This is a genomic window from Thalassoroseus pseudoceratinae (assembly GCF_011634775.1).
Classification (GTDB): Bacteria; Planctomycetota; Planctomycetia; order Planctomycetales; family Planctomycetaceae; genus Thalassoroseus; species Thalassoroseus pseudoceratinae.
On the sequence record NZ_JAALXT010000001.1, the window covers coordinates 1,379,157 to 1,401,781 of the forward strand.

The following is a 22,625-nucleotide window of genomic DNA, read 5'->3' on the forward strand; positions in this document are numbered from 1 at the left end:
AAACGGAAATAACAGAAGATTTCTGGAATGATCGGTTGATCACTGAAGACAGTCGAACTCAGCGTAACCCACCTAACCGTTAGAGCCAACGAAAATTTGCCGGAACGCCCAAATGCCCTCTTGACCTTTTGGAGAAACCACCCGTACCCTAACGATATATTCGCTGATCACCGATTTGCGAAGCGCTCTCCGTCTACCGCTCGCTCGGTCGTCATTTTTCGTTTCGTGGGCCTAGTTGGGTGGAAGGTATATGCCGATTGTCGACTCGTTTGGGATCGCACGCGGTCTGGTTTCGTTGTGGTGTTGGTCATTCTCCCAACAGCCCGCCGCCAAGCGTCGCACGAGCAAGCAGCGTCGCCAGCTCTCCGAGAATTGCGAAGCTCTCGAAGAACGCGTGTTGCTCGCAGCCGGTTTTGATTTCGGAGACGCTCCCGATACCTACGGTACGCTCCTCAGCAATGACGGGGCGCGGCACGATGATGTCGGACCGACTCTGGGCACGGATCGTGACACCGAACCAGATGCCCAATTCCCGCTGGATGGAACCGGCGACGATGGCGACGCGGCTCCTCCGTTGACCGTCACCCAAACCGATAATGCGTTGATCACCCTCCACACGAACTTCGGTGATATCGTGATGGAGCTCGATCCCACCGCCGCTCCGGAAACCGTCGAGAACTTCCTGAACTATGTCCGCGACGGAGACTACGACAACTCAATCTTCCATCGCCTGATGCCAGGATTCGTTCTGCAAGGCGGCGGGTTTACGACCGATTCGGAAATCTTCACGGACACCTCGCAGTTCACGTCCGTGCCGCAAGATCCGGCGGTCGTCAACGAATTCAATCGCTCCAACGTTCGCGCAACGGTCGCGATGGCAAAAATTGGCAGTGATCCGAATAGCGCGACCAACCAATTCTTCATCAACCTTGCCGACAACTCCAACAACCTGGACAACCAAAATGGTGGGTTCACGGTGTTTGCGGAAATCGTCGACATGACTCTCGTCGACCAACTGGCCGGCTTCCCCACACAAGACGAGGGCGGAGCATTCACCGACTTGCCAGTGAACGATTTCGATGAACTGATCGTGATCGACACAGTGGGCGTCGGAAGTGTGGCTGGAACAGTCTACAACGACATCAACGGCAATGGTCGGCAGGACGGTGCCGAAGCAGGGATCAGCGGTGTCACCGTATTCGCAGATGCCAACAACAATGGCACGCTCGACGTGGGCGAGTTCTCGACGACCTCCGATGCCAACGGCGATTATGTCATCAATGGTCTGCCGATCGGCGACTATGTCATTCGGCAACAGTCACTAGGTGGGTTCGGCAACACACAACCGGCGACGGGTGGCGGATACTCCATCACGATGGATGTCGGAGTTGATATCGCAGATGCCGACTTTGGAAACTTTGAAACGTCCGACACGCTCGACTACTCCGGCGGTGACGACGAAGATGGCGTGGTCATTTCGACCGACGGCGTCGTCAACGCGGGTGAATCCGATGTCGCTGTCGTGACGATTGCCAACTCGGATTCCGCCGACGCTCAACTCTTCGCCTGGATCGATTTCAACGGCGACGGTGATTTCAACGATGACGGCGAGCAGATCGCCGACGGAACCGGTGCGTATGCCAACCTCGGCAACGGCGTCGTCAATATCCCATTCACTGCGCCGGACAACGGCTTCTCCGGTGAGACGTTTTCTCGGTTCCGTGTCACAACGGAAACCTCCCTGGGATCGACCGGACTTGCGTCGGACGGGGAAGTGGAAGACCACGTGTTGACCATCAATGGCAACTCGGATCCCAACCCCGACCCAACTCCGAATCCAACGCCAACCGATGAATCGTCGATTGCGGCATTCGGAGTCGGTAACGGCGGCGGTTCTCAGGTGGAAGTCATGGACACCGAAACGAACGAAACGCTGTTTTCGTTCTCGGCGTTCGAGGAAGCCTTCATTGGTGGCGTTCGCGTGGCGATGGGCGATGTGACCGGTGACGGCACCCCCGACATCATCACCGGAGCCGGTATTGGCGGTGGACCGCATATCCGAATCTTCGACGGTCGAACGGGTGACAAACTCCTCACCGATGCGGGTGACTTCTTCGCATACGATGCCGGTTTCCGCGGGGGAATCTTCGTCGCAGCCGGGGACATCAACAACGACGGCCAAGCGGATATCGTTACGGGTCCCGGCTTCGGGGGTGGACCGCATATTCGCGTCTTCAGCGGTGCCGATGGTAGCCTGCTCAACGAGTTCTCCGCCTTCGAAAGCGAATTCACCGGAGGCGTGCGTGTTGCCGTCGGTGATGTCAACGGTGATGGGGTGCCCGAAATTATCGCCGCTGCCGGAGAAGGTGGTGGCCCACGCGTCCGTGTGTTCAACGGTCTCACCGGTCAGGAAATCGACAGCCCCGTGGCTGATTTCTTCGCCTACGACACGAACTTCCGAGGCGGCGTTTTTGTCACGGTGAGTGATGTCGATGCCGATGGTTTCGCAGACATCATCACAGGTGCGGGAGAAACCGGCGGTCCGCACGTGAAGATTTTTAGTGGCCGAACGGGTGGGCTGATCAATCAGTTCTTTGCCTTCGAAGATGCGTTCCGCGGCGGCGTGCGAGTTTCGGTCTCGGATGTCGATGGGGATGGCGACGGTGAAATCGTGGCAGCCGCTGGCATCGACAGCGATCGCGTGCGAGTCTTTGATCCGATCAGCGGTGCCCCTGTTGCTGCCGAACTTGAATCGCTTTTTGGAGATCAAGACTTCATCGGCGGTGTCTTCGTCGGGTAAGCCGATTGAAAAATGGAAATGAAAAAACGCCTCGCGGATTCCATCGGCGAGGCGTTTTTCGTTGGGCTCAGCGTTTTCGTTTCGGATTCTGGAACGGACCGGCAAATGGCGGCTGATCGAATCGAGTGCCGTCTCCGGTCACGCGAGGATCGCCCGTGGATTGCAGTACGTCCATCAACTGTTTCGAGAGCGAATTTCGCGTGTCCGCGAACGCCGATTCATCGGCCAGATTCGTCATGCAGTCGGGATCGTTTCGGATGTCGTAAAGTTCCTCACCCGGTCGCAAGCCGAAACCGTACTGGAAGTCATCGGCGTATTCGTCTTCTTCACGATGTTGAATCATCCAAGCCTTTGTGGGACTGGCATCGAGATCGGGAAACGCAGCGAAGGTGTTGTTCGCTAGCGTGCTGAAATCGGGATATTCTTTCTCCGGCAACCCGTATCCTGGTGCGGTTCCCATCGGCCAACGATCGGGCTTGAAGTTGCGGATGAACAAGAAATCCTTGGTGCGAATCGCACGCTGTGGATAGGGGAGCATCTCTTTCCGAGCGGCTGCAACATGCCGTTCGCGACCAGTCACAACGAATTGACGATCTTCGTCTACCCAACCGGACTCCCCAGACTTCAAAACCGAAACCAAACTTCTCCCCGTCATCACGTCGGGCGCTGTTTCGCCCGCGACATCGAGAAACGTCGGAGCCAAATCCATCAGGTTCACGAAGTCTTCCACAACGCGACCTCCCTTGATTTGATCTCCCCAACTGATCGCCAGCGGCACGTGCGTTCCGAAGTCGTAGAGATTGCACTTCCCACGCGGAAACCCGGGGATACCGTGATCGCCGCTGACTGCAATCAAAGTGTTCTTCAATTCGCCACGTTTTTCGAGTTCATCCAAGATGACTCCCAAAGACGCATCGAACGCTTGTACCTCGCCGAGGTAGTCGGCGAAGTCTTCTCGAACAACGGGCACATCCGGGAGATACTTCGGCATCTTCCCCTTGAGATCATCCGGGTTGATGTCCCACAGTTTCTTGCCGGAACCGCGTCTCCATTTCCGATGGCAATTCGTCGGTCCGTACCAATAACAAAACGGCTGTTCGTCTTCCCGATCGGCCAGGAACATCTGAAAGTTCTGGCGGACTTGGTCATACAGCGTTTGTTTCGCGGCTTCGATATCGGGCTTGTTACTGACGAATTGCGAGAAGCCGTTCATGCGTCCGCCGGCTTTCCCGTAACTGTTGCGATTCGCTCCGTAAGGAGCATTGGCCGGCGTCCCGGGACTCCATACCTTGTAAGTGAAGCCGATGTGATAACCGGCGTCTTCCAACAGCAGTGGATAGCTCGGAATCTTTTCGTCCCAAACGGCACCCTGCAAAATTGCTCCGCGACCGGTCCGCCAAAAGTACTGGCCGGACAGCAACGAACTCCGACAGGGCGTACACGACGGAGCCGTCACAAATGCGTTCTTGAACAAGACGCCATTCTTGGCGATGCGGTCGAAGTTCGGTGTGGACACAACATCGCTTGGTCCACCGGGTTCCAGATTCGCGTAGGCACTGGCGTAGCGTCCCCAGTCGTCAGCAAAACAGAACAGAATGTTCGGCCGCTCCGCCGCGTTTGCAGCGGAACTGCTCCCGATCAAAAGACTCGTCAAAAGAAAGATCGCGCGTTTCATAGATGCTCCATTCCAATGGTTTCGTCCCCAAACGATCGCATTATGAACAGGTCCACGAACTCGCGACAACCCGATGGCTGCCCAGACACAAGAATTCTGGTATTGTATTCTGTTGATGTGTTTCACACCGTTTGCCTCCGTACCCAAGGATTCCTCCATGATTCGTTCCGTGAATCGCCGTCAATTTATCGGCCAATCCCTCGCCGCCGGGGCTTTGGCTTCAACTTGGCATCTTGGTGGTTCCCCGACCCAAGCCGCTGATTCACCGAACGAAAAGTTGAATCTCGCCGCTGTCGGGGTGGCTCACAAAGCGGCTCACAACATCGCTCAGTTGAAGTCGCAGAACTTTGTAGCGTTGTGCGATGTCGACGAGAACTTCTTGAACAAAGCAGCCGTAGAATTCCCGAAAGCAAGATTGTTCCGCGACTACCGAAAGATGTTGGACGCCGTTGCCGACCAAATTGACGGCGTGGTCGTTTCGACCGCGGACCACATGCACGCTCCGGCCACATCGGCTGCATTGGCTTTGAAGAAGCACGTTTACTGCGAAAAACCACTCACGCACACGGTCGCCGAGGCACGCGCCATCGCAAAGCTCGCGAAGGAAAGCGGTGTCGCCACACAAATGGGCACACAGATCCACGCTGGCAACAACTATCGCCGCGTCGTCGAGTTGATTCAAAGCGGTGCGATTGGTCCGGTTCGCAAAGTCTATAACTGGTGTAACAAAGGCTGGTCGAACGGTCGCTACAATCAATGCAGTCAGCCCGCGCCGAGCCATCTCGATTGGGACCTCTGGCTCGGACCGGCTCCCGAACATGCCTACTGCACCGGAATTCATCCTTCGAATTGGCGACGGTTCTGGGAATACGGTAGCGGCACATTCGGGGACATGGCTTGTCATGTGATGGACCTACCGTTTTGGGCTCTTGGCTTGCGACATCCCACCTCCGTCCACGCTGAAGGTCCCGAAGTTCACCCAGTCGGTGCGCCGGCTTGGTGCAAAGCGACCTATGAATTCCCGACGGATCACGGTCCACTCACGTATTACTGGTCCGATGGAGGAGCCCATTTCGACAAAGTCAAAACGACGATGGATCACTCCGGAAAACCGCTGAGCAAGTGGGGATTGGGCGTGTTGTTCATTGGTGATAACGGAATGCTCGCCGCCGACTACGGGCGTCGACAATTGCTTCCGCAGAAACAATTCGAAGGGTTTGAGCCACCTGCGGAATCAATCCCGAATTCCATCGGCCATTGGAACGAATGGGTCCAAGCCTGCAAGACTGGATCGCCAACGACTTGCAACTTCGACTACTCCGGCGCGTTGACCGAAACCGTGCTGCTCGGACCGGCGGCATACCGCAGTGGTGGGGCAATCGAATGGGATGCAGAGAACCTCAAAGCCACCAACAACCCTGACGCGGAACAATACATCACCAAAGAATACCGCAAAGGCTTTGAAGTCATCGGCGTCTGAGATTCCCATCGAATCCCGTAGGTGATCGTTGATTGTTTCCCAGATTCTCGAGCCGTATACTCGAATCTGACCAAAACCGTTCCATACCTATTCTCCACGAAAGGTCAATTCATGAATCAACCGACACGTCGCGAATTTCTGCAGCATGGCTCCGGTTTGTTGGCCGGTGTCACTTTGGCTGGTTCCTTCGGTTTGCAATCCGTATTTGCAAAGGATGCCGCCAAAGGAAAGAAACCGCTTTTCGAAATCTCTTGCACCGAGTACTCGCTGCACCGAATGATTGCCAAGGGTGATCTCGATAATCTCGATTACGCCGCCTTCGTGCAAAAGACGTTCGGGATCAACGCTGTTGAGTACTGGAATCGGCCGTTCTTCAAACAGGGTAGCGACAAAAAGTACCTTGCAGAGATGCGTGAACGAGCCGACGATGCCGGTGTCAAAGGCACGTGTATTCTCATCGACGGTGAAGGTGAGATTGCGAACGCCAAAGAGGCCAAACGTGTGGAAGCCGTCGACAAGCACAAGCGCTGGGTCGAAGCTGCCAAGGCACTGGGCTGCGATTCCATCCGCGTGAACTTGCGATCTAGCGGTTCCAAAGACGAACAACGCAAGTACGCCATCGATGGCATGAACAAGCTCTGCGAATTCGCCGAAGTTTTTGACGTCGCCATCATTGTCGAAAACCACGGTGGTCTGTCATCGAACGGTCAATGGTTGGCGTCGGTGATGAAAGCCGTCGACCGCGACAACGCCGGCACGCTGCCCGACTTCGGCAATTTCCACGGCTACGATCGCTACCAAGGCGTGAAAGAAACTATGCCGTATGCGAAACTCGTCTCGGCGAAGAGCCACGATTTCAACGACAAAGGCGAAGAAACCAAGACCGACTATCTGAAGATGATGAAGATCGTCATCGACTCTGGCTACAACGGCTACGTCGGTATCGAATATGAAGGTCGGAACATTCCGGAAGTGGAAGGTGTGAAACTCACCCACGCCTTGCTCAAGAAAGTCCGCAACGAACTCAGTGCCTAGAGCGAGAGTCGTATCGCTGCTGAAAGACGGAAAGCCTTCCGTGTTCTCAATGAGCATCGGGAGGCTTTTTGTTCTTATCGTGAGAGACGCGGACGAATTTCATCGACAATGAGCCGACCGATATTCAGCGATGAAGTTGCTGCCGGTGAGGGTGCATTCAGAACATTGACACAGCGATCGGTCGAGCGAATCAGAAAATCGTCGACCAGCGATCCGTCCCGTTGCAACGCCTGAGCCCGAACTCCCGATGGAGCGGCTACCAAATCATCGGCGGTAATTTCCGGCATCAACCGCTGGAGCGCACGCACAAATGCCCGCTTGCTGATGGATCTCCACATCTCTCCCAGACCCATCTTCCAATGCCGTGCCGCCAACCGTAGGAAACCGGGATACGTCAACGACTCGGTAAGATCACGAATGTTGAAGTTGAGTTTCTCGTAACCTTCACGGGCAAACGCCAACACTGCATTTGGACCACATTCCACGCCCCCGTGAACCATACGAGTAAAATGCACACCGAGAAACGGAAACTTTGGATCGGGCACCGGGTAGATTAGATTCTTGCAGAGATGCGAGGCGGATGGTTTCAGCTCGAAGTATTCACCACGGAAGGGAATGATCTTCGCCGATGGCTTTTCGCCCGACATTTGCAAAATACGATCGCTGTATAATCCTCCGCAGTTCACGACCATCTTCGCTTCGACGTCGCCATTTGTCGTGCCAATCACGACACGCGTCAATTGCTGAGAAACTGCATAAACACGTGCATTGAACAACACCTCGCCACCATGACGCTGGCAATACTCCGCAAACTTTTCCGTCACTTGCGAGTAGTCGACGATGCCTGCTTCCGGGACGTGAATCGCCTCCACACCGGCCACATGTGGTTCCAGTTCAGTTAGCCGCTCCCGACCGACCAACTCACAACGGACGCCGTTTGCTTGTCCGCGTTCAAAGATACGATGCAGTGCCGCTCGTTCCCCATCCTCAACAGCAACGATGACTTTCCCACAAATCTCGTAGGCAATTCCTTCTCGCTCGCAAAACTCCTGCATTGCAAGTTTGCCAGCACGACAGTTCTTGGCCTTCAACGATCCCGGTTTGTAGTAGATTCCGGAATGCAGGACTCCCGAGTTTCGCCCCGTTTGATGAGCCGCAACTCGCGACTCCTTCTCAAGCACGACGATCTTGAGGTCAGGGTCACTCTGGGTCAGTTGATACGCAGTCGACAGCCCAACGATGCCGCCGCCGATGATTGCGACATCGGCTTGCCGAATCGCCATAGGAAGCCTCGACTTGGAGTGGGACCAGGGGAAACGATTGCAGTTTAATTTACGTCAGCGGAGTTGCTGTCCGACTGCATGCCTTCCAAGAGGGCTTTTTCGCAGTCCTCACGTGGGGTTGTGCATGCCTGACACATCGTTTGGCCATGCTCATCTCGAAGTCCAGCCAACCCGCCACACGACCCCTGAATACGACGATTGCTAAAGATCACCCCGACCGACATTAAAACCATGAAGGCCACAAAAACACCGAGACTAATCAACCATGTCGTCATTGCAGAACTCGAATTCTCAGGTGTTGGCACGAGCTGACTAAAGGCCGATGTTTCCCGTTCGACGATCTCGGAAACCACCTCGGCACCACGCTCGCCAGGATGGATTAAAAAGATAGCAGCGTATCCATGTTCCTCGGCCCAATTATAGCCAGCGTCCGGACCAAGGACCATGAGTGTCGTTGCCACCGCGTCAGCTTCCATGCAACTCTGGGCAATAACCGAGACAGAAGCGGGGGAGTGCTCGACGGGGCGACCGGTTCGTGGATCAATAGTGTGGGAGTATCGTTTGCCGTCGATTTCGAAGAAGTTTCGGTAATCGCCGCTGGTTGCCATCGATGAGTTCTGAAGTGGAACCTTTCTCTGAACAGCCCGTACAAACGGAGTGGGCTTCTCGATACCGACAATGAACCGATCACCGTTCGGCTTCACGCCACACGACCGAACCTCGCCACCGATCTCCACAAGATAATTTTCAATCCCGGTTTCATCCAGCAATCTCGCGATCACATCGACGCCGTACCCTTTGGCAATCGCCGAGAGATCGACGGTCAAGCTGGGGTTATCTTTTCGGAGGGCAGGGGGCTCGCTGCGTACATGCAACAGTTGGTACCCAATGCTAGCACGGGCCGATTCAATCGACGATTCGCTTGGCAACTTGGCCCGATCCTGGCCCTCCGGCCCAAAGTGCCAGAGATTCACCAACGGCATCACCGTGACATCGAAAGCACCACCACTCTGCTCACTGATCGTGTTGGCTTGCTCGACGACCTCAGCGGTCGCCGCCGAGACGGGAAACCAATCGGTCTTCTCATACCGATTAAATCGTGACAGTTCCGACTCCGGGTCCCAGGTGGACATCGCCAGATTGACGACCTCTAGGCGATCATCAATGGACTGTTGAAGCGTCTCACTGACCACATCGGCGGTTGGCACCAATCGCACGTTGTACGTGGTGCCCATTGTCTCACCGGAGAGCGAAACAAGTTCCTCTGCCGCAACCGAACCGCGGACTCCGAAAGATTCCACAAGCAATAGCATCATCCCGAAGCAGACCAAATGGCATCGTAGTCGGGAATTAGCGAGCATCGGACTATCCACCAAAATCGTCGAACGCAATGTTCTCAGGTTGCACGCCAAGATCGTCCAACATTTTGAGAACGGCCTGCAACATCAATGGCGGTCCACAGATGTAGTACTCGATATCTTCCGGAGCCGGATGGTCCTTTAGATACTCTTCCAACAAGACCTGGTGAATGAACCCCTTGTATCCTGTCCAATTGTCTTCTGGTAACGGATCGGAAAGAGCGATGTTCAATTTGAAGTTCGGAAACTCTTTCTCGATGGCTTCGAACTCATCGACGTAGAACAACTCGCGACTACTCCGCCCACCGTACCAGTAGGATACCTTGCGGTCTGTCTTGAGGTTCTTGAACAATTCGAAGATGTGGCTTCGCAGCGGAGCCATACCGGCACCACCACCAATGTAGACCATTTCGGCATCGGTCTCTTTGATGAAGAACTCACCATAAGGACCGCTAATCGTACATTTGTCGCCCGGCTTCAGGTTGAAAATATACGATGACACCTTCCCCGGCGGGGTTCCTTCCGGTGCCCGTGGTGGCGGAGTCGCAATCCGGACATTCAGCATGATAATGCCTTTTTCGCCCGGATAGTTGGCCATCGAATAGGCTCGAAAAACTGGCTCCGTCACCTTCGACTTCAAACTCCAGAGGTTGTACTTGTCCCAGTCCTCACGGAACCGATCTGCAACCTCGAAATTCGAGTATTCAACTTCGTGCGGTGGCACTTCGATCTGAATAAAACCACCGGATTTGAAATTCACGGCTTCGTCAGCCGGAAGTTCGAGCACAAGTTCTTTGATGAAGGTCGCGACGTTATTGTTGGAGCGAACGGTGCACTCCCACTTCTTCGTCTCGAGGGCTTCTTCGGGAACCTCGATCTTCATGTCCTGCTTAACAGCCACCTGACAGGACAATCGATAACCTTCCCGAGCCTGCTTGTTGTTGATGTGGTTGCGTTCGGTCGGCAGGATGTCACCGCCACCTTCGAACACACGCACCATACATTGAGCACAGGTTCCACCACCCCCGCAAGCGGAGGAAACGAAGATTTCGTTGTCAGCAAGTGCACCGAGAAGCTTTCCGCCGGCCGGTGTCTCCAACGTTTTCTGTTCGTTGACGAGAATCTCAACATTGCCGGAGGCAACCAGCTGCGACTTCGCAAACTCGATCAATGCGACGAGTACGAGGACGACGCCGGTGAACATTCCCACGCCCAGAAGAATCTGCATAAATGGCGACATGGAATCGTTTCTATCTCTACCTAAAGTCGGGAGTGAAAAATCAGCGGAAGAACAAATCGGAGTCAGTGGGAGTCGGGGTCAATTAGATTCCGGAGAATGCCATAAACGCCATCGCCATCAGACCGACTGTGATAAACGTAATGCCCAAACCACGCAGTCCGGGTGGCACATCGGAGTACTTCATCTTCTCACGGATGCCAGCCAACAAAACAATGGCCAAGGCCCAGCCAACACCGCTACCAAGACCAAACGTCACGCTTTCCAGAAATCCGTAATCCCGTTGTTCCATGAAAAGCGTACCACCCAAGATGGCACAGTTCACAGTAATCAACGGCAGGAAGATTCCCAGAGTGTTGTAGAGCGCTGGAAAGAAGCGGTCCAGCGTCATTTCCAGAATCTGCACCATCGCGGCAATCACCCCGATGTAGCAAATCAAACTGAGAAATGTGAGATCGACACCTTCGGTGATCGCACTATCTTTCAGCAGATAGTTCAAAATCAAATTGTTGGTCGGTACCGTGATTGTTTGAATCACAATCACAGCAGCCCCCAACCCGAGGGCTGTTTTTACGTTCTTCGACACCGCCAGGAATGTGCACATCCCAAGGAAGTACATCAGTGCCAGATTCTCTGGAAACACTGAGCGTGTAAACAACGCCAGATGATGTCCCAGAAATTCCCAAGTTGAAGTCATTGCTGTCTGACCCTTGTCAGTAATTTTCGCGGATCAATGCGGAAGCCACGTTGCATCCGAAATGCTAGCTGGCGTCGACTTGTTTTGGATCGATCGTGCGGATGATCCAAATCACCAAACCGATGATGAAGAACGCACTCGGTGGAAGTAAAAACAAACCGTTCGGAACATAGCCATAACCGCTCGCCGAATCGGCTTGTAACGGCAGAATCTGTGCCCCAAACAATTTGCCGCTCCCAATCGACTCGCGACAAAATGCAACGAGAATCAGAATCGCGCTGTATCCAAGTCCGTTTCCGACCCCGTCGAGGAAACTCATTTTGGGATCGTTCTTCATTGCGAAGCCTTCGGCTCGTCCCATCACAATACAGTTTGTGATGATCAAACCGACGAACACGGACAACTTCTGACTGATCGTGAACGCATACGCTTTCAACACTTGGTCAACCAAGATCACAAGCGAGGCGATCACCGTCATCTGCACGATAATCCGGATACTGCTCGGAATGCTTTGGCGGATCGAAGAAATCACCGCACTTGAGCATGCCGTCACGACCGTCACCGCGAGACACATAATAATCGTCGGCAGCAATTGTGTGGTCACAGCCAGTGCCGAGCAGATACCAAGGATCTGCAGCGCGATCGGATTGTTATGGATGACCGGATCGAGCAGAACGTCTTTCGGTTTTGCTTCCGCCATAGAATCAACTCCAGTTCCAAACAGGAACCACTTATTGTTTCATCTGTTGCTTGAGATATGGTCCGAACCCATTTTCGCCGAACCAATAGGACATCATATTCGCGACGCCATTTGAGGTAATCGTCGCACCGGCAAGAGCATCTACTTCATAGTCACTATTGGGTTGCTTGACCACATCCAACTCGACATTGCCGTCGCTGTCATAGATATGCTTGCCCTGCCAAAGTGCTTTCCAAGAAGGATTGTCGACCTCGCCACCAAGACCAGGCGTCTCGGCCTGCTCGTAGTAAGTTAGACCGGCCACTTCCAGAGTCGACGGGTCATCGGAGAGGGTCGTCAAGTCGACACTGATGAACCCTCTCAAGATCGACCAAAGGCCATACCCGCGAATCGGCAACACCAATCGTGATTGCTTGCCTTCATCGTTTTTGACGAAGTAAACCTGTGAATAATTCTCACGAGTCTTGATGTTCGCGATGTCTTCTTCGCCAGGAATCTCGTAGCTCAACTTGGAATTAGTCGTCGCACGACGCTGATCATACTCCGAGACATTCTCAACCATGATGGTTTCGGAGTATTGCTCGGATGGAACAACTTCACCCGTATCGAGGTCGATCAACTTGACTTCGACTTTCTCTTCGAACAGCTTCGGCACTTCCGAGACGGAATTGACCTCAGGGTCGAAGGCACCGGCGGCAACCAAGATATTCTTTTGTTGCTCGCGTAGCTTGTTGAATTTTTGTTGGTCACGTAGGCCAATCGCGGCGGCCGAAACGAGTAGCGAACACCCGAGACACAGCAGCAAGGCCACTTTGAACGTATTGACGAACGAATCACGCGGCATTGCGAGCCAACCTCCGCTTGATGTTAGCTTGAAGGACGAAGTAATCGATCAGTGGTGCAAACACATTGCCCAATAAGATGGCTAACATGACACCTTCGGGAAACGCGGGATTGATCACGCGAATAAGGATCGTCACCGCACCAATCAGTATTCCATACCACCACTTCCCGGTTTCGGTCATCGAAGCGGAAACCGGATCAGTCGCCATAAAGACAGCACCGAAGGCAAATCCACCAATGACCAGATGCCACCAGGGGGGAAGTACAAACATCAGGTTGCTATCGCTACCGGCAATCCAAAAGACAGTCGACAACCCAACCGCACCGATCACCGTTCCCGCCATGATCTTCCACGACCCGACTCCAGTGACGATCAGGAACGCGGCCCCCAACAAGCAACATAGAGCTGACGTCTCACCCATCGAACCTTGGATAGTCCCGAGAAACGCCTGCCACCATGAGACCGAAAGGGCTCCCATGCCGTCCGCAGCGGGAGCAGTCCCCAAGATGGTCAACGAAGTCGCACCACTGAAGCTGTCAACGGCTGGTGCGGTCCAGATTCGTTCGCCAGAGATGTAAGCGGGGTAGGCAAAGTACAGAAATGCTCGTGCGGTCAACGCGGGGTTCAGGAAGTTTCGTCCCGTCCCACCGAAGATTTCTTTGCCAATGACGACACCGAAGCTGATCCCCAGTGCGACCTGCCAAAGCGGAATCGTTGGCGGCAACGTCAACGGGAACAACATCCCGGTGACGAGGAAGCCTTCATTGACTTCATGCCCACGAACGATCGCAAACAGAACTTCCCATGCACCCCCGACAGCCATGCACACGATGTAGACTGGGAGGAAGTACAAGGCCCCATAGATCAAACACGACACAAAACTCCCGGGCTCAAACGACAGCCCCAAGCTCTGCATGACCGCAGTTTGCCAATCCGGCCATGTATTCCGGTCCTGGGTATATTTGATTTGGTCCAGCGAGACCGCGTTCACACTTTCACCGGACAGCACGGAATCAAGCTGCTTTTCCAAGCTGCTTTTCAATTCCTCAGTGTCGGCTTGCGTTTCGTCATCGTCACTCCGGAGAGCGGCAACCGTATCGACCAACTGGTCCTCGATCGGACGACCGATCGAAGCTTGCATGACCACACCGACTTCCGCCGACGTCAGGACATTGCGATTCAGCAACACTTCCGCAACTTGGCGGTTGCGAATCACGGTGTTCGCTTGGAACCCGGTATTCCACATTGCCATGAAAATACACGGAATCAACGCGATGACGACGAGAACCATATACCGCTTAAGGTCGATCCCGTCGCGGACATGCGCAGCGGTTTTCGTGACCGTCCCCGGTGTGTACAAGAACGTGTCGAGCGCCTCGTACAGCGGATAGAGCTTCTCGAATTTGCCACCTTTGTCAAAGCTGGGATGCAGCTTATCCAGAAGGTTTCGCAAAGGCTTCATGTGTTCGACATCTCACTGAGAAAGAAACAGAAAATCATTCGCCACACAGCACTTGCACCGTAACGCGACCGAAAACCGATCGCATCAACCCTCTTTCTCGATGGTGGTCAAGTTATCGCGAAGAGCAGGGCCGTACTCATACTTACCAGGACACACGAAGGTGCAAAGCCCCAAATCTTCTTCGTCCAACTCCAAGCACCCCAGTGCCTGAGCCTGCTCGGTATCACCGATAACCAAGGACCGAAGCAAGTAGACCGGCACAATATCCAATGGCATCACTCGATCGTAAGACGCGATTGGCACCATTGCCCGGGGGCTTCCACCTTGAGAAGTCGTCAGAGCGTAGCGATTCCCACGTCCGACGAAACCAGACGCAAACGCACGAGTGGTTGAAACCGTCTGGAACCCCGGTTTTTGCCAACCGAACAACTCCCGTTCGCGACCCTCGCTCAACGCACAAACCTGAAGATGATACCGCCCCAGGAACTCATGCGGCGAAGCATACTCGCGACCGGCCAAAACCGAACCGGACACAACACGAACATCGCCGGACTTTAGTTGCCCAGCCGTCAAATCCTCCAAAGAGGCCCCTAAGACGGTCCGAACCAACCGAGGCCGCTCAACCATTGGACCAGCCAGGGAAACCACACGCTCGGTAAATAGCCGACCGGTCGTAAACAGCTTCCCGATGGCAATCACGTCTTGGTAATTTAGATGCCAAACGGTTTTCGCCAAACTCACCGGATCAAGAAAATGGATATGCGTACCAGGCAGACCCGCGGGGTGCGGACCAGCAAAATCAACAGTCTCGACGGACGGTGACGACACCGCCGGCAATTCCGAATCCGGCTCCTTGCACAGGTACACCTTGCCATCGGTCAGATGGCGAATGACCTTCAAGCCGTACGAGAAGTCGAGCTCGTGTTCCTTGATCACCACTTCCGGGCGAACGGCCAGCGGATTCGTGTCGATCGCGGTCACAAAAATTGAATGCGGTACAGAATTTAAAGCGGGAACCTTACTGAACGGCCGCGTCCGAAACGCGGTCCAAAGCCCACTCTTGACCAAATTCTCACGAACAGCGTCGCGACTCAACCCATCCAAATCAGTGTCGTAGTAAGAAGCGAACTCGACCTCGTCGTCGCCTCCGACTTCAAGCACGAAGCTCTCGAATTTACGCTTCGCCCCACGCTGAATGGCTTTCACCGTGCCTGCCACAGGAGCGGTAAAGAGCACGCCGGGAGTCTTCTTGTCCTCGAAGAGCGACTGCCCTTTCTTGACCGACTCACCCTCTTGCACCAAAATTGTCGGTCGCATTCCGATGTAATCATCGCCCAACAAACCCACTGTGGTCACAGGTGGTCCGTCCTCGACGGTTTGAGCCGGTTCACCGGCCAGCGGAATATCGAAACCTTTGCGGATTTTGATCATCGTTGATGGTGATCCCTTGGCATCTGCCATTGAATCGAAAAGGTTGGATGGTCAATGTTCTCGGCCGACTCCCAGAGTCAACCGGCTAAAAACTTCTAACCACTTGGATGATGCCTGGCAAGTTCATTGTGGAACTGCCAGAACCAGTGACAGCCAGCGGCTGCAAGGCGAGCACTTCAAAGCATGACTCGAAGCCAAAGGCCATTTTTGAGCTGGAAACCAGGCTCAGAAATAAAGGGCAGAGTCGTTCGACCACGGTATCTTACACATGCTCTCGGTTTTTTGAAGGCTTGGGCCCCCGAGATTCCGGAGTTTCGCAACCGGATTTTTCCCCAGCCATGCGACGAGAAAGTCGATTCTCATTTGCGAGAGAAAATTCCGAAGCGGAATTCCGAACTGTTCTAGTAATGAAGAGCTACCCTCTCACTTCTTTCGTGTACGCACCATGTGAGTCGCTTGTCCAAAAGCACTTTCCGCCGATTCCATCAAAGTTTCCGAGAGCGTGGGGTGAGCGTGAATCGATTCCGCGAGATCGCGGGCAACGGCGGCGGTCTCAACTGCGAGAACACCCTCGGCAATCATTTCACCCGCACCGGCACCGACAATGCCCACTCCCAAAATCCGCTCCGTCGATGGTTCGATCAGCAATTTCGTCAGCCCGTCGGTTCGAGCAATCGCTTGAGCCCGCCCGGATGCGGCCCAAGGGAAACGGACCACATTCACTTCGATACCACGATCCTTGGCTTCGGTTTCCGTCAAACCGCACCAAGCCAATTCCGGATCGGTAAACACGACCGCGGGAATGGCGATGTTGTCGAACTCAGCGGGTTTCCCATGCAATGTTTCCACGGCCACTTTGGCTTCACGCGTCGCTTTGTGGGCCAACATCGGCTCACCAGCGACATCTCCAATGGCCAAGATATTCGGGTCGGTGGTTTGCTGACGAGAATCGACTTTCACGAAACCTTTGTCGTCCAGCTCCACCCGAGTGTTTTCCAACCCCACGCCACGACTATTCGGACGACGTCCAATAGAGATCAATACGCGGTCGAACGTCTGCGGGCTCTCCACACCATCGCCCTCAAGCTCCGCAACAATCCCCTCGTCGGATGCCGAAAGCTTCGCCACCTTGGTGTTGAGGTGAATCGCGTGGAACTGTTTTTCCAGCCGTTTTTGCAGGGGACGGACCAAGTCACGATCGGCACCCGGCAGCAATCCGCTGAGCATCTCAACCACGGTAACTTCCGAGCCCAACGCCGCGTAGACCGAACCCATCTCCAACCCGATGTACCCACCACCCACGACCAGCAGTCGTTTGGGAATATCCGGCAGATTGAGGGCTCCCGAGGAATCCATCACTCGATCGTCACCGATGTCAAAAATCGGTGGCATAGCCGGTTTCGATCCCGTAGCGACAATCGCCTTGCGGAACGACATCGTCTCGCGACTGCCGTCCTCTTTCTCCACTTCCAACGAGTTCGAACTCAGCAGCGTCGCCCGCCCCCGAATGGACTTCACATTGCGAGCGTTGGCGAGTTGTTGGACACCACCAGTCAACTGCCCGACGACGGACTCTTTGAACCCGCGGAGTTTGTCGAGGTCAATCTTTGGATCGGCGAACGTAACACCATGTTCGCTGGCATCGCGGGCTTCTTGGATGAGCTTCGCCACATGCAGCAGGGCTTTCGAGGGAATACAACCGCGGTGCAAACACACACCGCCAGGCTTGATATCCTCGTCGATCATCACGACCTGCATGCCGTGGTCGGCGGCTTCGAAGGCAGCAGGATATCCACCTGGCCCACCACCAATGACCACCAACTCCACCGCATCGGAATCCGCAGGCTCGGAACTCGATGATGCTTCGACAGGTGCTGATTCCTGTTCAGCCGATTCTTCCTTCGCTGATTCCTGTTTCGTCGTGGAACCTGACGGCGAAGACTCGCTCTTCCCTTCAGACGAGGCCTCACTGGTTTCGACCGTCAACACGGTCCCGCCAACCTTCACCGTGTCACCAGGCGACACGTGGATCTTGACGACTTTACCGCCGAACGGGCAGGGGACCTCCATCGCAGCTTTATCGGTCTCGATCTCGATCACATTTTGACCGGCTTCGATCACGTCGCCTTCGGAAACCAGAACTTCGGCGACATCGACTGAGTCGACGCCTTCCGAGACAGCGGGAAGTGTAAATTCTTGAGCCATAGGATTCTGGATTTGCCGTTAGTCCGTGATCGTCGAAGTGGAATAATCGAGACAATGTTCTGACGCGAACGTTAACACTGCACCATCAGCGCCATAAAGTCGGTCAACGAGTGCGAGAGCTTCACCATGAAGCGAGCGGCGTCGGCTCCGTTGATCACCCGGTGATCATAGGACAGCGAAAGCGGCAGCCGCATCCGCTCCACGACTTGCCCATCTCGCATTTCGAGACGTTTTTGTCCGCGGGAAAGCCCAAGAATCGCAACTTCCGGGTAATTCACGATCGGCGTGAAACTCGTCCCACCGATCCCACCCAAATTGGTAATCGTGAACGTACCGCCTTGCATATCCTCGAGACCGAGCTTCCGATCGCGTGCGCGTCCGGCGATGTCGGTCAGTTCCTCGGCGATCTCTTGAATCGTCTTTTGGTCACAATCCCGAATGACTGGCACAACGAGCCCATTGGGAGTGTCGACTGCACAACCGAGGTGGTAGTAGTCTTTGAGAATCAGCTCGTTCGAAGTGGGATCGAGACTGCAATTGAAGTTCGGATAAGCCTTCAGAGCCGCAACGCAGGCCTTCATCACGATGGCGGTCATCGTGATTTTGGGACCTTTTTTGCCGGGACCAGCCATGTAAGCCTTCCGAGCGGCTTCCATGTCGGTGATGTCCGGTTCGTCATGCTGCGTGACGTGCGGGATTGTTTGCCAAGCGTAGCTCAGATGAGCCGCTGACATCTTGGCGATCTTGTTCATCGCCTGCCGACGAACTGGACCAAACTTTTCGAAGTTTGGCAACTCGGCCAAGCCACCGCTCATCGGGGCCATTGATTCGGCAGGTTGTCGAACGCCAGTCGAGATGGCATTCCCGCCTTCACGAACAAACGCCTTGACGTCATCCTTCGTGATCCGTCCACCCGCGCCACTGCCTTTGACCTGGACCAGATCGACATTCAGCTCCCGAGCCAACCGTCTTGTTGACGGAGCAGCGGGCGGCGGAACGGAACCGTCTCCATTGCCGCGAGCCAAAGCCGTCTCACTCACCGTCGCAACCGCCGGACTTGGCTCCGTCCCCTCTTGGGTTGCCAACTTCGTGGAAGACGGCTGAGAAGCCTTCGGGGCAGACTCCGTCTTCTTCGGCGGTTCTGGTGACTGAGATTCTTCTTTAGGTGTCTTGTCCTCCGGCGCATCGTTTGACGATGCTGCCGCGTCGCTAGACTCTTCAATCGTCAGCAACACCGCCCCGACCGAAACATTGTCTCCCGCTGAGACATGCACTTTCGTCACGCGGCCGCCGATCTTCACCGGGACTTCCATCGCGGCTTTGTCGGTTTCTACCTCAACGACATTCTGGTCCGGAGCCACTGTATCCCCTTCGGAGACCAGGACTTCAGCGATATCGACAGCCTCGACACCTTCGGAGATTTCCGGTAATTTGAATTCTGTCGGCATTGATGATTTCTTGAAAAAGTCAACCAAAAGACCCAAACCGCCAACGAGCCACGCAAGCCCGAGCACAAGCCGTCAGCAAGGCCCAGGCCATCTGCCCGACAGTCAACTATGCAAACGCGGGATCAACCTGATCCGGATCGATTTCCAATTCTTTGATCACTTCGGGCAGTCGCGCCTTGTCGAAGTTGCATTGACGCGAGAGCGCCTCGCAGGTCGAGTAAGCCACGAACTCCCCATCGACCTCGAAGTGTCGCCGAAGTTTCGGACGCGAATCGCTTCGGCCGTACCCATCCGTCCCGAGCGTCGTGTAAGTCCCCGGAATCCACTCACGGATCTGATCTTGAACGAGCCGAACATTGTCACTCGAGGCAATGAATGGCCCCTCCTGATCGGCGAACAATTCTTCCAAGTAGCTTTTCCGCGGCTCTTCGCCAGGGTGCATTCGATTCCAACGAGAGGCTGCACGGGCATCACGGGCCAACTCACTGTAGCTGGTCACGCTCCACACATCACATCCGATGCCGTACTTCTCAGCAAGAATCTCTTGCCCACGCAAGACTTCCCGAAGGATCGTCCCGCTTCCGAACAACTGCGGACGCAACTCCTTATTGTTCTGACCTTCAGTACTCTTCAGCTTGTAAATCCCCTTGAGAATGCCTTCCTCAACGCCTTCCGGCATCGGAGGTTGAACGTAATTCTCGTTGTACACACTGAGATAGTAGAAGATTTCTTCGCCATCCGCATACATCCGCTTGAGACCATCACGAATGATGACCGCCAATTCGTAGGCGTATGCCGGATCGTAGGCAACCAGGTTCGGCACGGTTGTCGCGACGAGATGGCTGTGACCATCTTCGTGCTGCAAACCTTCACCGTTCAGCGTTGTCCGCCCGGATGTCCCACCGACGAGAAACCCTTTGACGCGGCTATCACCGGCCAACCAAACCAAATCGCCCACACGCTGGAAACCGAACATCGAGTAATAGATGTAGAACGGAATCATGTGCGTGCCGAGATTGGAATACGCAGTCCCGGCGGCAATGAAGGACGAAATCGCCCCAGCTTCGTTAATACCCTCTTCGAGCACCTGCCCGTTCTTGGCTTCTTTGTAGTACATCAACGTTCCCGCATCGACCGGCTCGTAGAGCTGACCTTTGCTGGAGTAGATGCCGAACATACTGAAGAACGATTCCATCCCGAAGGTACGGGCCTCGTCGGGAATGATCGGCACGACCCGATCACCGACCTTCTTGTCCTTGGCGAGCGTCGCAACGATTGCACCGAAGGCTCCCGTTGTGGACGTCTCAGCATCACCAGTACCTTCCAACTGCTTCTTCCACTTTGACAGAGGTGGAATTTCGAGCTTCTCACCGGTCGCATCCCGCTTGGGCACGAATCCGCCAAGCTTTTCTCGATGCTTCATCAAGTACTGAATTTCCGGGCTATCTTCCGCCGGCCGATAGAACGGAGCCTTGACGACTTCCTCATCCGAGAGCGGAATCGAGAACCGACTCCGAAAGGCGAGCAACTCTTGCTCATTCACCTTCTTCGTGTTGTGAGCAACGTTTCGCCCCTCACCAGCTTCCCCAAGACCGTAACCCTTGATGGTCTTGGCCAAAATCACGGTAGGTGCACCAGAGTGATTCACAGCCGACCGATACGCCGCAAACACCTTTTCGGGATCATGCCCGCCGCGACGCATCTTCTGAAGCTGATCATCCGAGAGATGAGCCACGAGCTTCTTCAACTCAGGTGTATTGAAGAAGTGATTGCGGATGTACTCACCGGACTCCACGCTGTATTTCTGGAACTGCCCGTCGACCACCTCGCCCATCCGCTTGATCAGGTGGCCTTCGTGGTCCGCAGCGATGAGCTCATCCCAATCTTGCCCCCAGACAACCTTAATGCAATTCCAACCCGCACCACGGAAGGCAGCCTCGAGCTCCTGAATGATCTTCCCATTCCCGCGAACCGGGCCGTCCAACCGCTGCAAGTTACAGTTGATCACGAAGATCAAATTGTCGAGTTGCTCACGTGAGGCGAGGGTGATCGCCCCCAACGTTTCCGGCTCATCACATTCGCCGTCACCCAGAAACGCCCAGACATGGCTCTTCGAGGTATCCAACAGACCACGATGTTCCATGTACCGCAGGAACCGAGCGTGATAGATCGCGGTGATCGGACCGAGTCCCATCGACACCGTCGGGAACTGCCAAAACTCCGGCATCAACCACGGGTGCGGATAGCTCGAAAGCCCCTGACCACGCGGAATCTCTCGACGGAAATTCTCGAGATGACTTTCGTCCAATCGGCCTTCCAAGAACGCACGGGCATACATCCCAGGAGCGGCATGCCCCTGAAAGTAAACCATATCACCCGTGTGATCTTCCGTCCGCGCGTGGAAGAAGTGGTTGTAACCCACTTCGTACAATGTCGCGGACGAAGCGAACGTCGAGATGTGCCCACCGATGCCGTCGCCGCGTTTGTTGCCGCGAACGACCATGGCCATCGCGTTCCAACGCACCAAGCTCTTGATACGCCGTTCGATTTCCAAGTCACCTGGATAATGAGTTTCTTTATCCAAGGAGATGGTATTGATGTAGGGTGTGTTGGCGGTGAACGGCATTGTCACGCCGCGGCGGTAGGCCCGCTCCTGCAACGTCACCAACAATTCCTGCAACGCTTGTGAACCATAGCGGTGCAGAATGTCATCCAGGGATTCAAACCATTCATTCAGTTCTTCGGAATGAATGCTGGTAATGGAGGACGCGGTGTCTTCGCTCATGTTCGAATGATTCCCAATCCGTCGTCGTCAGTGAGTGTCATATCGGAGGAGGCGCGAGCCGAGCGCAAGAATGGCAGAAGCCGGCGCAGGTTGCAACCCTCATCAGGCAGACGAAGTATAGCGTGGTCGTCCCGCCTCGTGCAAAGCACGGGATGAGTTTTTCTGTTTCGACACTTCGACCCGTT

15 protein-coding genes are annotated in these 22,625 nt (G+C 54.7%); 3 read left to right on the forward strand and 12 right to left on the reverse strand.

Features of this window, described 5'->3' with window-relative positions; translation table 11 throughout:
• Nucleotides 1-250 precede the first annotated feature (250 nt).
• Nucleotides 251-2,800, forward strand: coding sequence for a peptidylprolyl isomerase (locus G6R38_RS05155; RefSeq protein WP_166820604.1), 2,550 nt, complete (start codon nucleotides 251-253; stop codon nucleotides 2,798-2,800).
• Nucleotides 2,801-2,867: 67 nt separating this feature from the next.
• Here G6R38_RS05155 and G6R38_RS05160 read toward each other — a convergent pair whose 3' ends face one another.
• A complete protein-coding gene (locus G6R38_RS05160) occupies nucleotides 2,868-4,475 on the reverse strand; it encodes a sulfatase family protein (RefSeq protein ID WP_166820606.1) in 1,608 nt (535 codons plus the stop codon).
• 157 nt (nucleotides 4,476-4,632) lie between these two features.
• Between G6R38_RS05160 and G6R38_RS05165 the strand changes: the two genes are divergently transcribed.
• Both G6R38_RS05165 and G6R38_RS05170 read left to right on the forward strand, forming a co-directional pair.
• Nucleotides 4,633-5,955 (forward strand): Gfo/Idh/MocA family protein, encoded by a 1,323-nt coding sequence (locus tag G6R38_RS05165; protein WP_166820608.1) that lies wholly within the window; start codon nucleotides 4,633-4,635, stop codon nucleotides 5,953-5,955.
• Between the two features lie 111 nt (nucleotides 5,956-6,066).
• On the forward strand, nucleotides 6,067-6,990 hold the full coding sequence (locus G6R38_RS05170) for a sugar phosphate isomerase/epimerase family protein (protein WP_166820610.1): 924 nt from the start codon (nucleotides 6,067-6,069) through the stop codon (nucleotides 6,988-6,990).
• Nucleotides 6,991-7,064: 74 nt separating this feature from the next.
• Here the strand turns inward: G6R38_RS05170 and lhgO are convergent, their stop codons facing one another.
• The 11 genes from lhgO to aceE all read right to left on the reverse strand — a co-directional run bounded on the left by lhgO (nucleotide 7,065) and on the right by aceE (nucleotide 22,440).
• A complete protein-coding gene (gene lhgO / locus G6R38_RS05175) occupies nucleotides 7,065-8,273 on the reverse strand; it encodes an L-2-hydroxyglutarate oxidase (RefSeq protein ID WP_166820612.1) in 1,209 nt (402 codons plus the stop codon).
• Nucleotides 8,274-8,317: 44 nt separating this feature from the next.
• Nucleotides 8,318-9,634, reverse strand: a complete 1,317-nt coding sequence (locus G6R38_RS05180; RefSeq protein ID WP_166820614.1) for an FAD:protein FMN transferase — start codon at nucleotides 9,632-9,634, stop codon at nucleotides 8,318-8,320.
• A gap of 4 nt (nucleotides 9,635-9,638) precedes the next feature.
• Nucleotides 9,639-10,859, reverse strand: coding sequence for an NADH:ubiquinone reductase (Na(+)-transporting) subunit F (gene nqrF / locus G6R38_RS05185; protein WP_166821133.1), 1,221 nt, complete (start codon nucleotides 10,857-10,859; stop codon nucleotides 9,639-9,641).
• A 94-nt stretch (nucleotides 10,860-10,953) separates the two neighbouring features.
• The gene (nqrE, locus tag G6R38_RS05190; RefSeq protein WP_240928072.1) at nucleotides 10,954-11,565 is read right to left on the reverse strand and encodes an NADH:ubiquinone reductase (Na(+)-transporting) subunit E; all 612 of its coding nucleotides are present in this window, start codon (nucleotides 11,563-11,565) and stop codon (nucleotides 10,954-10,956) included.
• A gap of 64 nt (nucleotides 11,566-11,629) precedes the next feature.
• Nucleotides 11,630-12,265, reverse strand: a complete 636-nt coding sequence (locus G6R38_RS05195) for an NADH:ubiquinone reductase (Na(+)-transporting) subunit D (protein ID WP_166820616.1) — start codon at nucleotides 12,263-12,265, stop codon at nucleotides 11,630-11,632.
• 31 nt (nucleotides 12,266-12,296) lie between these two features.
• A complete protein-coding gene (locus G6R38_RS05200) occupies nucleotides 12,297-13,109 on the reverse strand; it encodes a Na(+)-translocating NADH-quinone reductase subunit C (protein ID WP_166820618.1) in 813 nt (270 codons plus the stop codon).
• Nucleotides 13,099-14,571, reverse strand: a complete 1,473-nt coding sequence (locus G6R38_RS05205; RefSeq protein WP_166820620.1) for an NADH:ubiquinone reductase (Na(+)-transporting) subunit B — start codon at nucleotides 14,569-14,571, stop codon at nucleotides 13,099-13,101. The genes G6R38_RS05200 and G6R38_RS05205 overlap by 11 nt, the downstream gene beginning before the upstream one ends.
• A gap of 84 nt (nucleotides 14,572-14,655) precedes the next feature.
• A complete protein-coding gene (locus G6R38_RS05210) occupies nucleotides 14,656-16,002 on the reverse strand; it encodes a Na(+)-translocating NADH-quinone reductase subunit A (protein ID WP_166820622.1) in 1,347 nt (448 codons plus the stop codon).
• A gap of 423 nt (nucleotides 16,003-16,425) precedes the next feature.
• Entirely contained in the window at nucleotides 16,426-18,207 is a 1,782-nt protein-coding gene (lpdA, locus tag G6R38_RS05215; protein WP_166820624.1) for a dihydrolipoyl dehydrogenase, read from the reverse strand.
• A 71-nt stretch (nucleotides 18,208-18,278) separates the two neighbouring features.
• On the reverse strand, nucleotides 18,279-19,655 hold the full coding sequence (locus G6R38_RS05220) for a 2-oxo acid dehydrogenase subunit E2 (protein WP_166820626.1): 1,377 nt from the start codon (nucleotides 19,653-19,655) through the stop codon (nucleotides 18,279-18,281).
• A 106-nt stretch (nucleotides 19,656-19,761) separates the two neighbouring features.
• Nucleotides 19,762-22,440, reverse strand: a complete 2,679-nt coding sequence (gene aceE / locus G6R38_RS05225; protein WP_166820628.1) for a pyruvate dehydrogenase (acetyl-transferring), homodimeric type — start codon at nucleotides 22,438-22,440, stop codon at nucleotides 19,762-19,764.
• Nucleotides 22,441-22,625 lie beyond the last annotated feature (185 nt).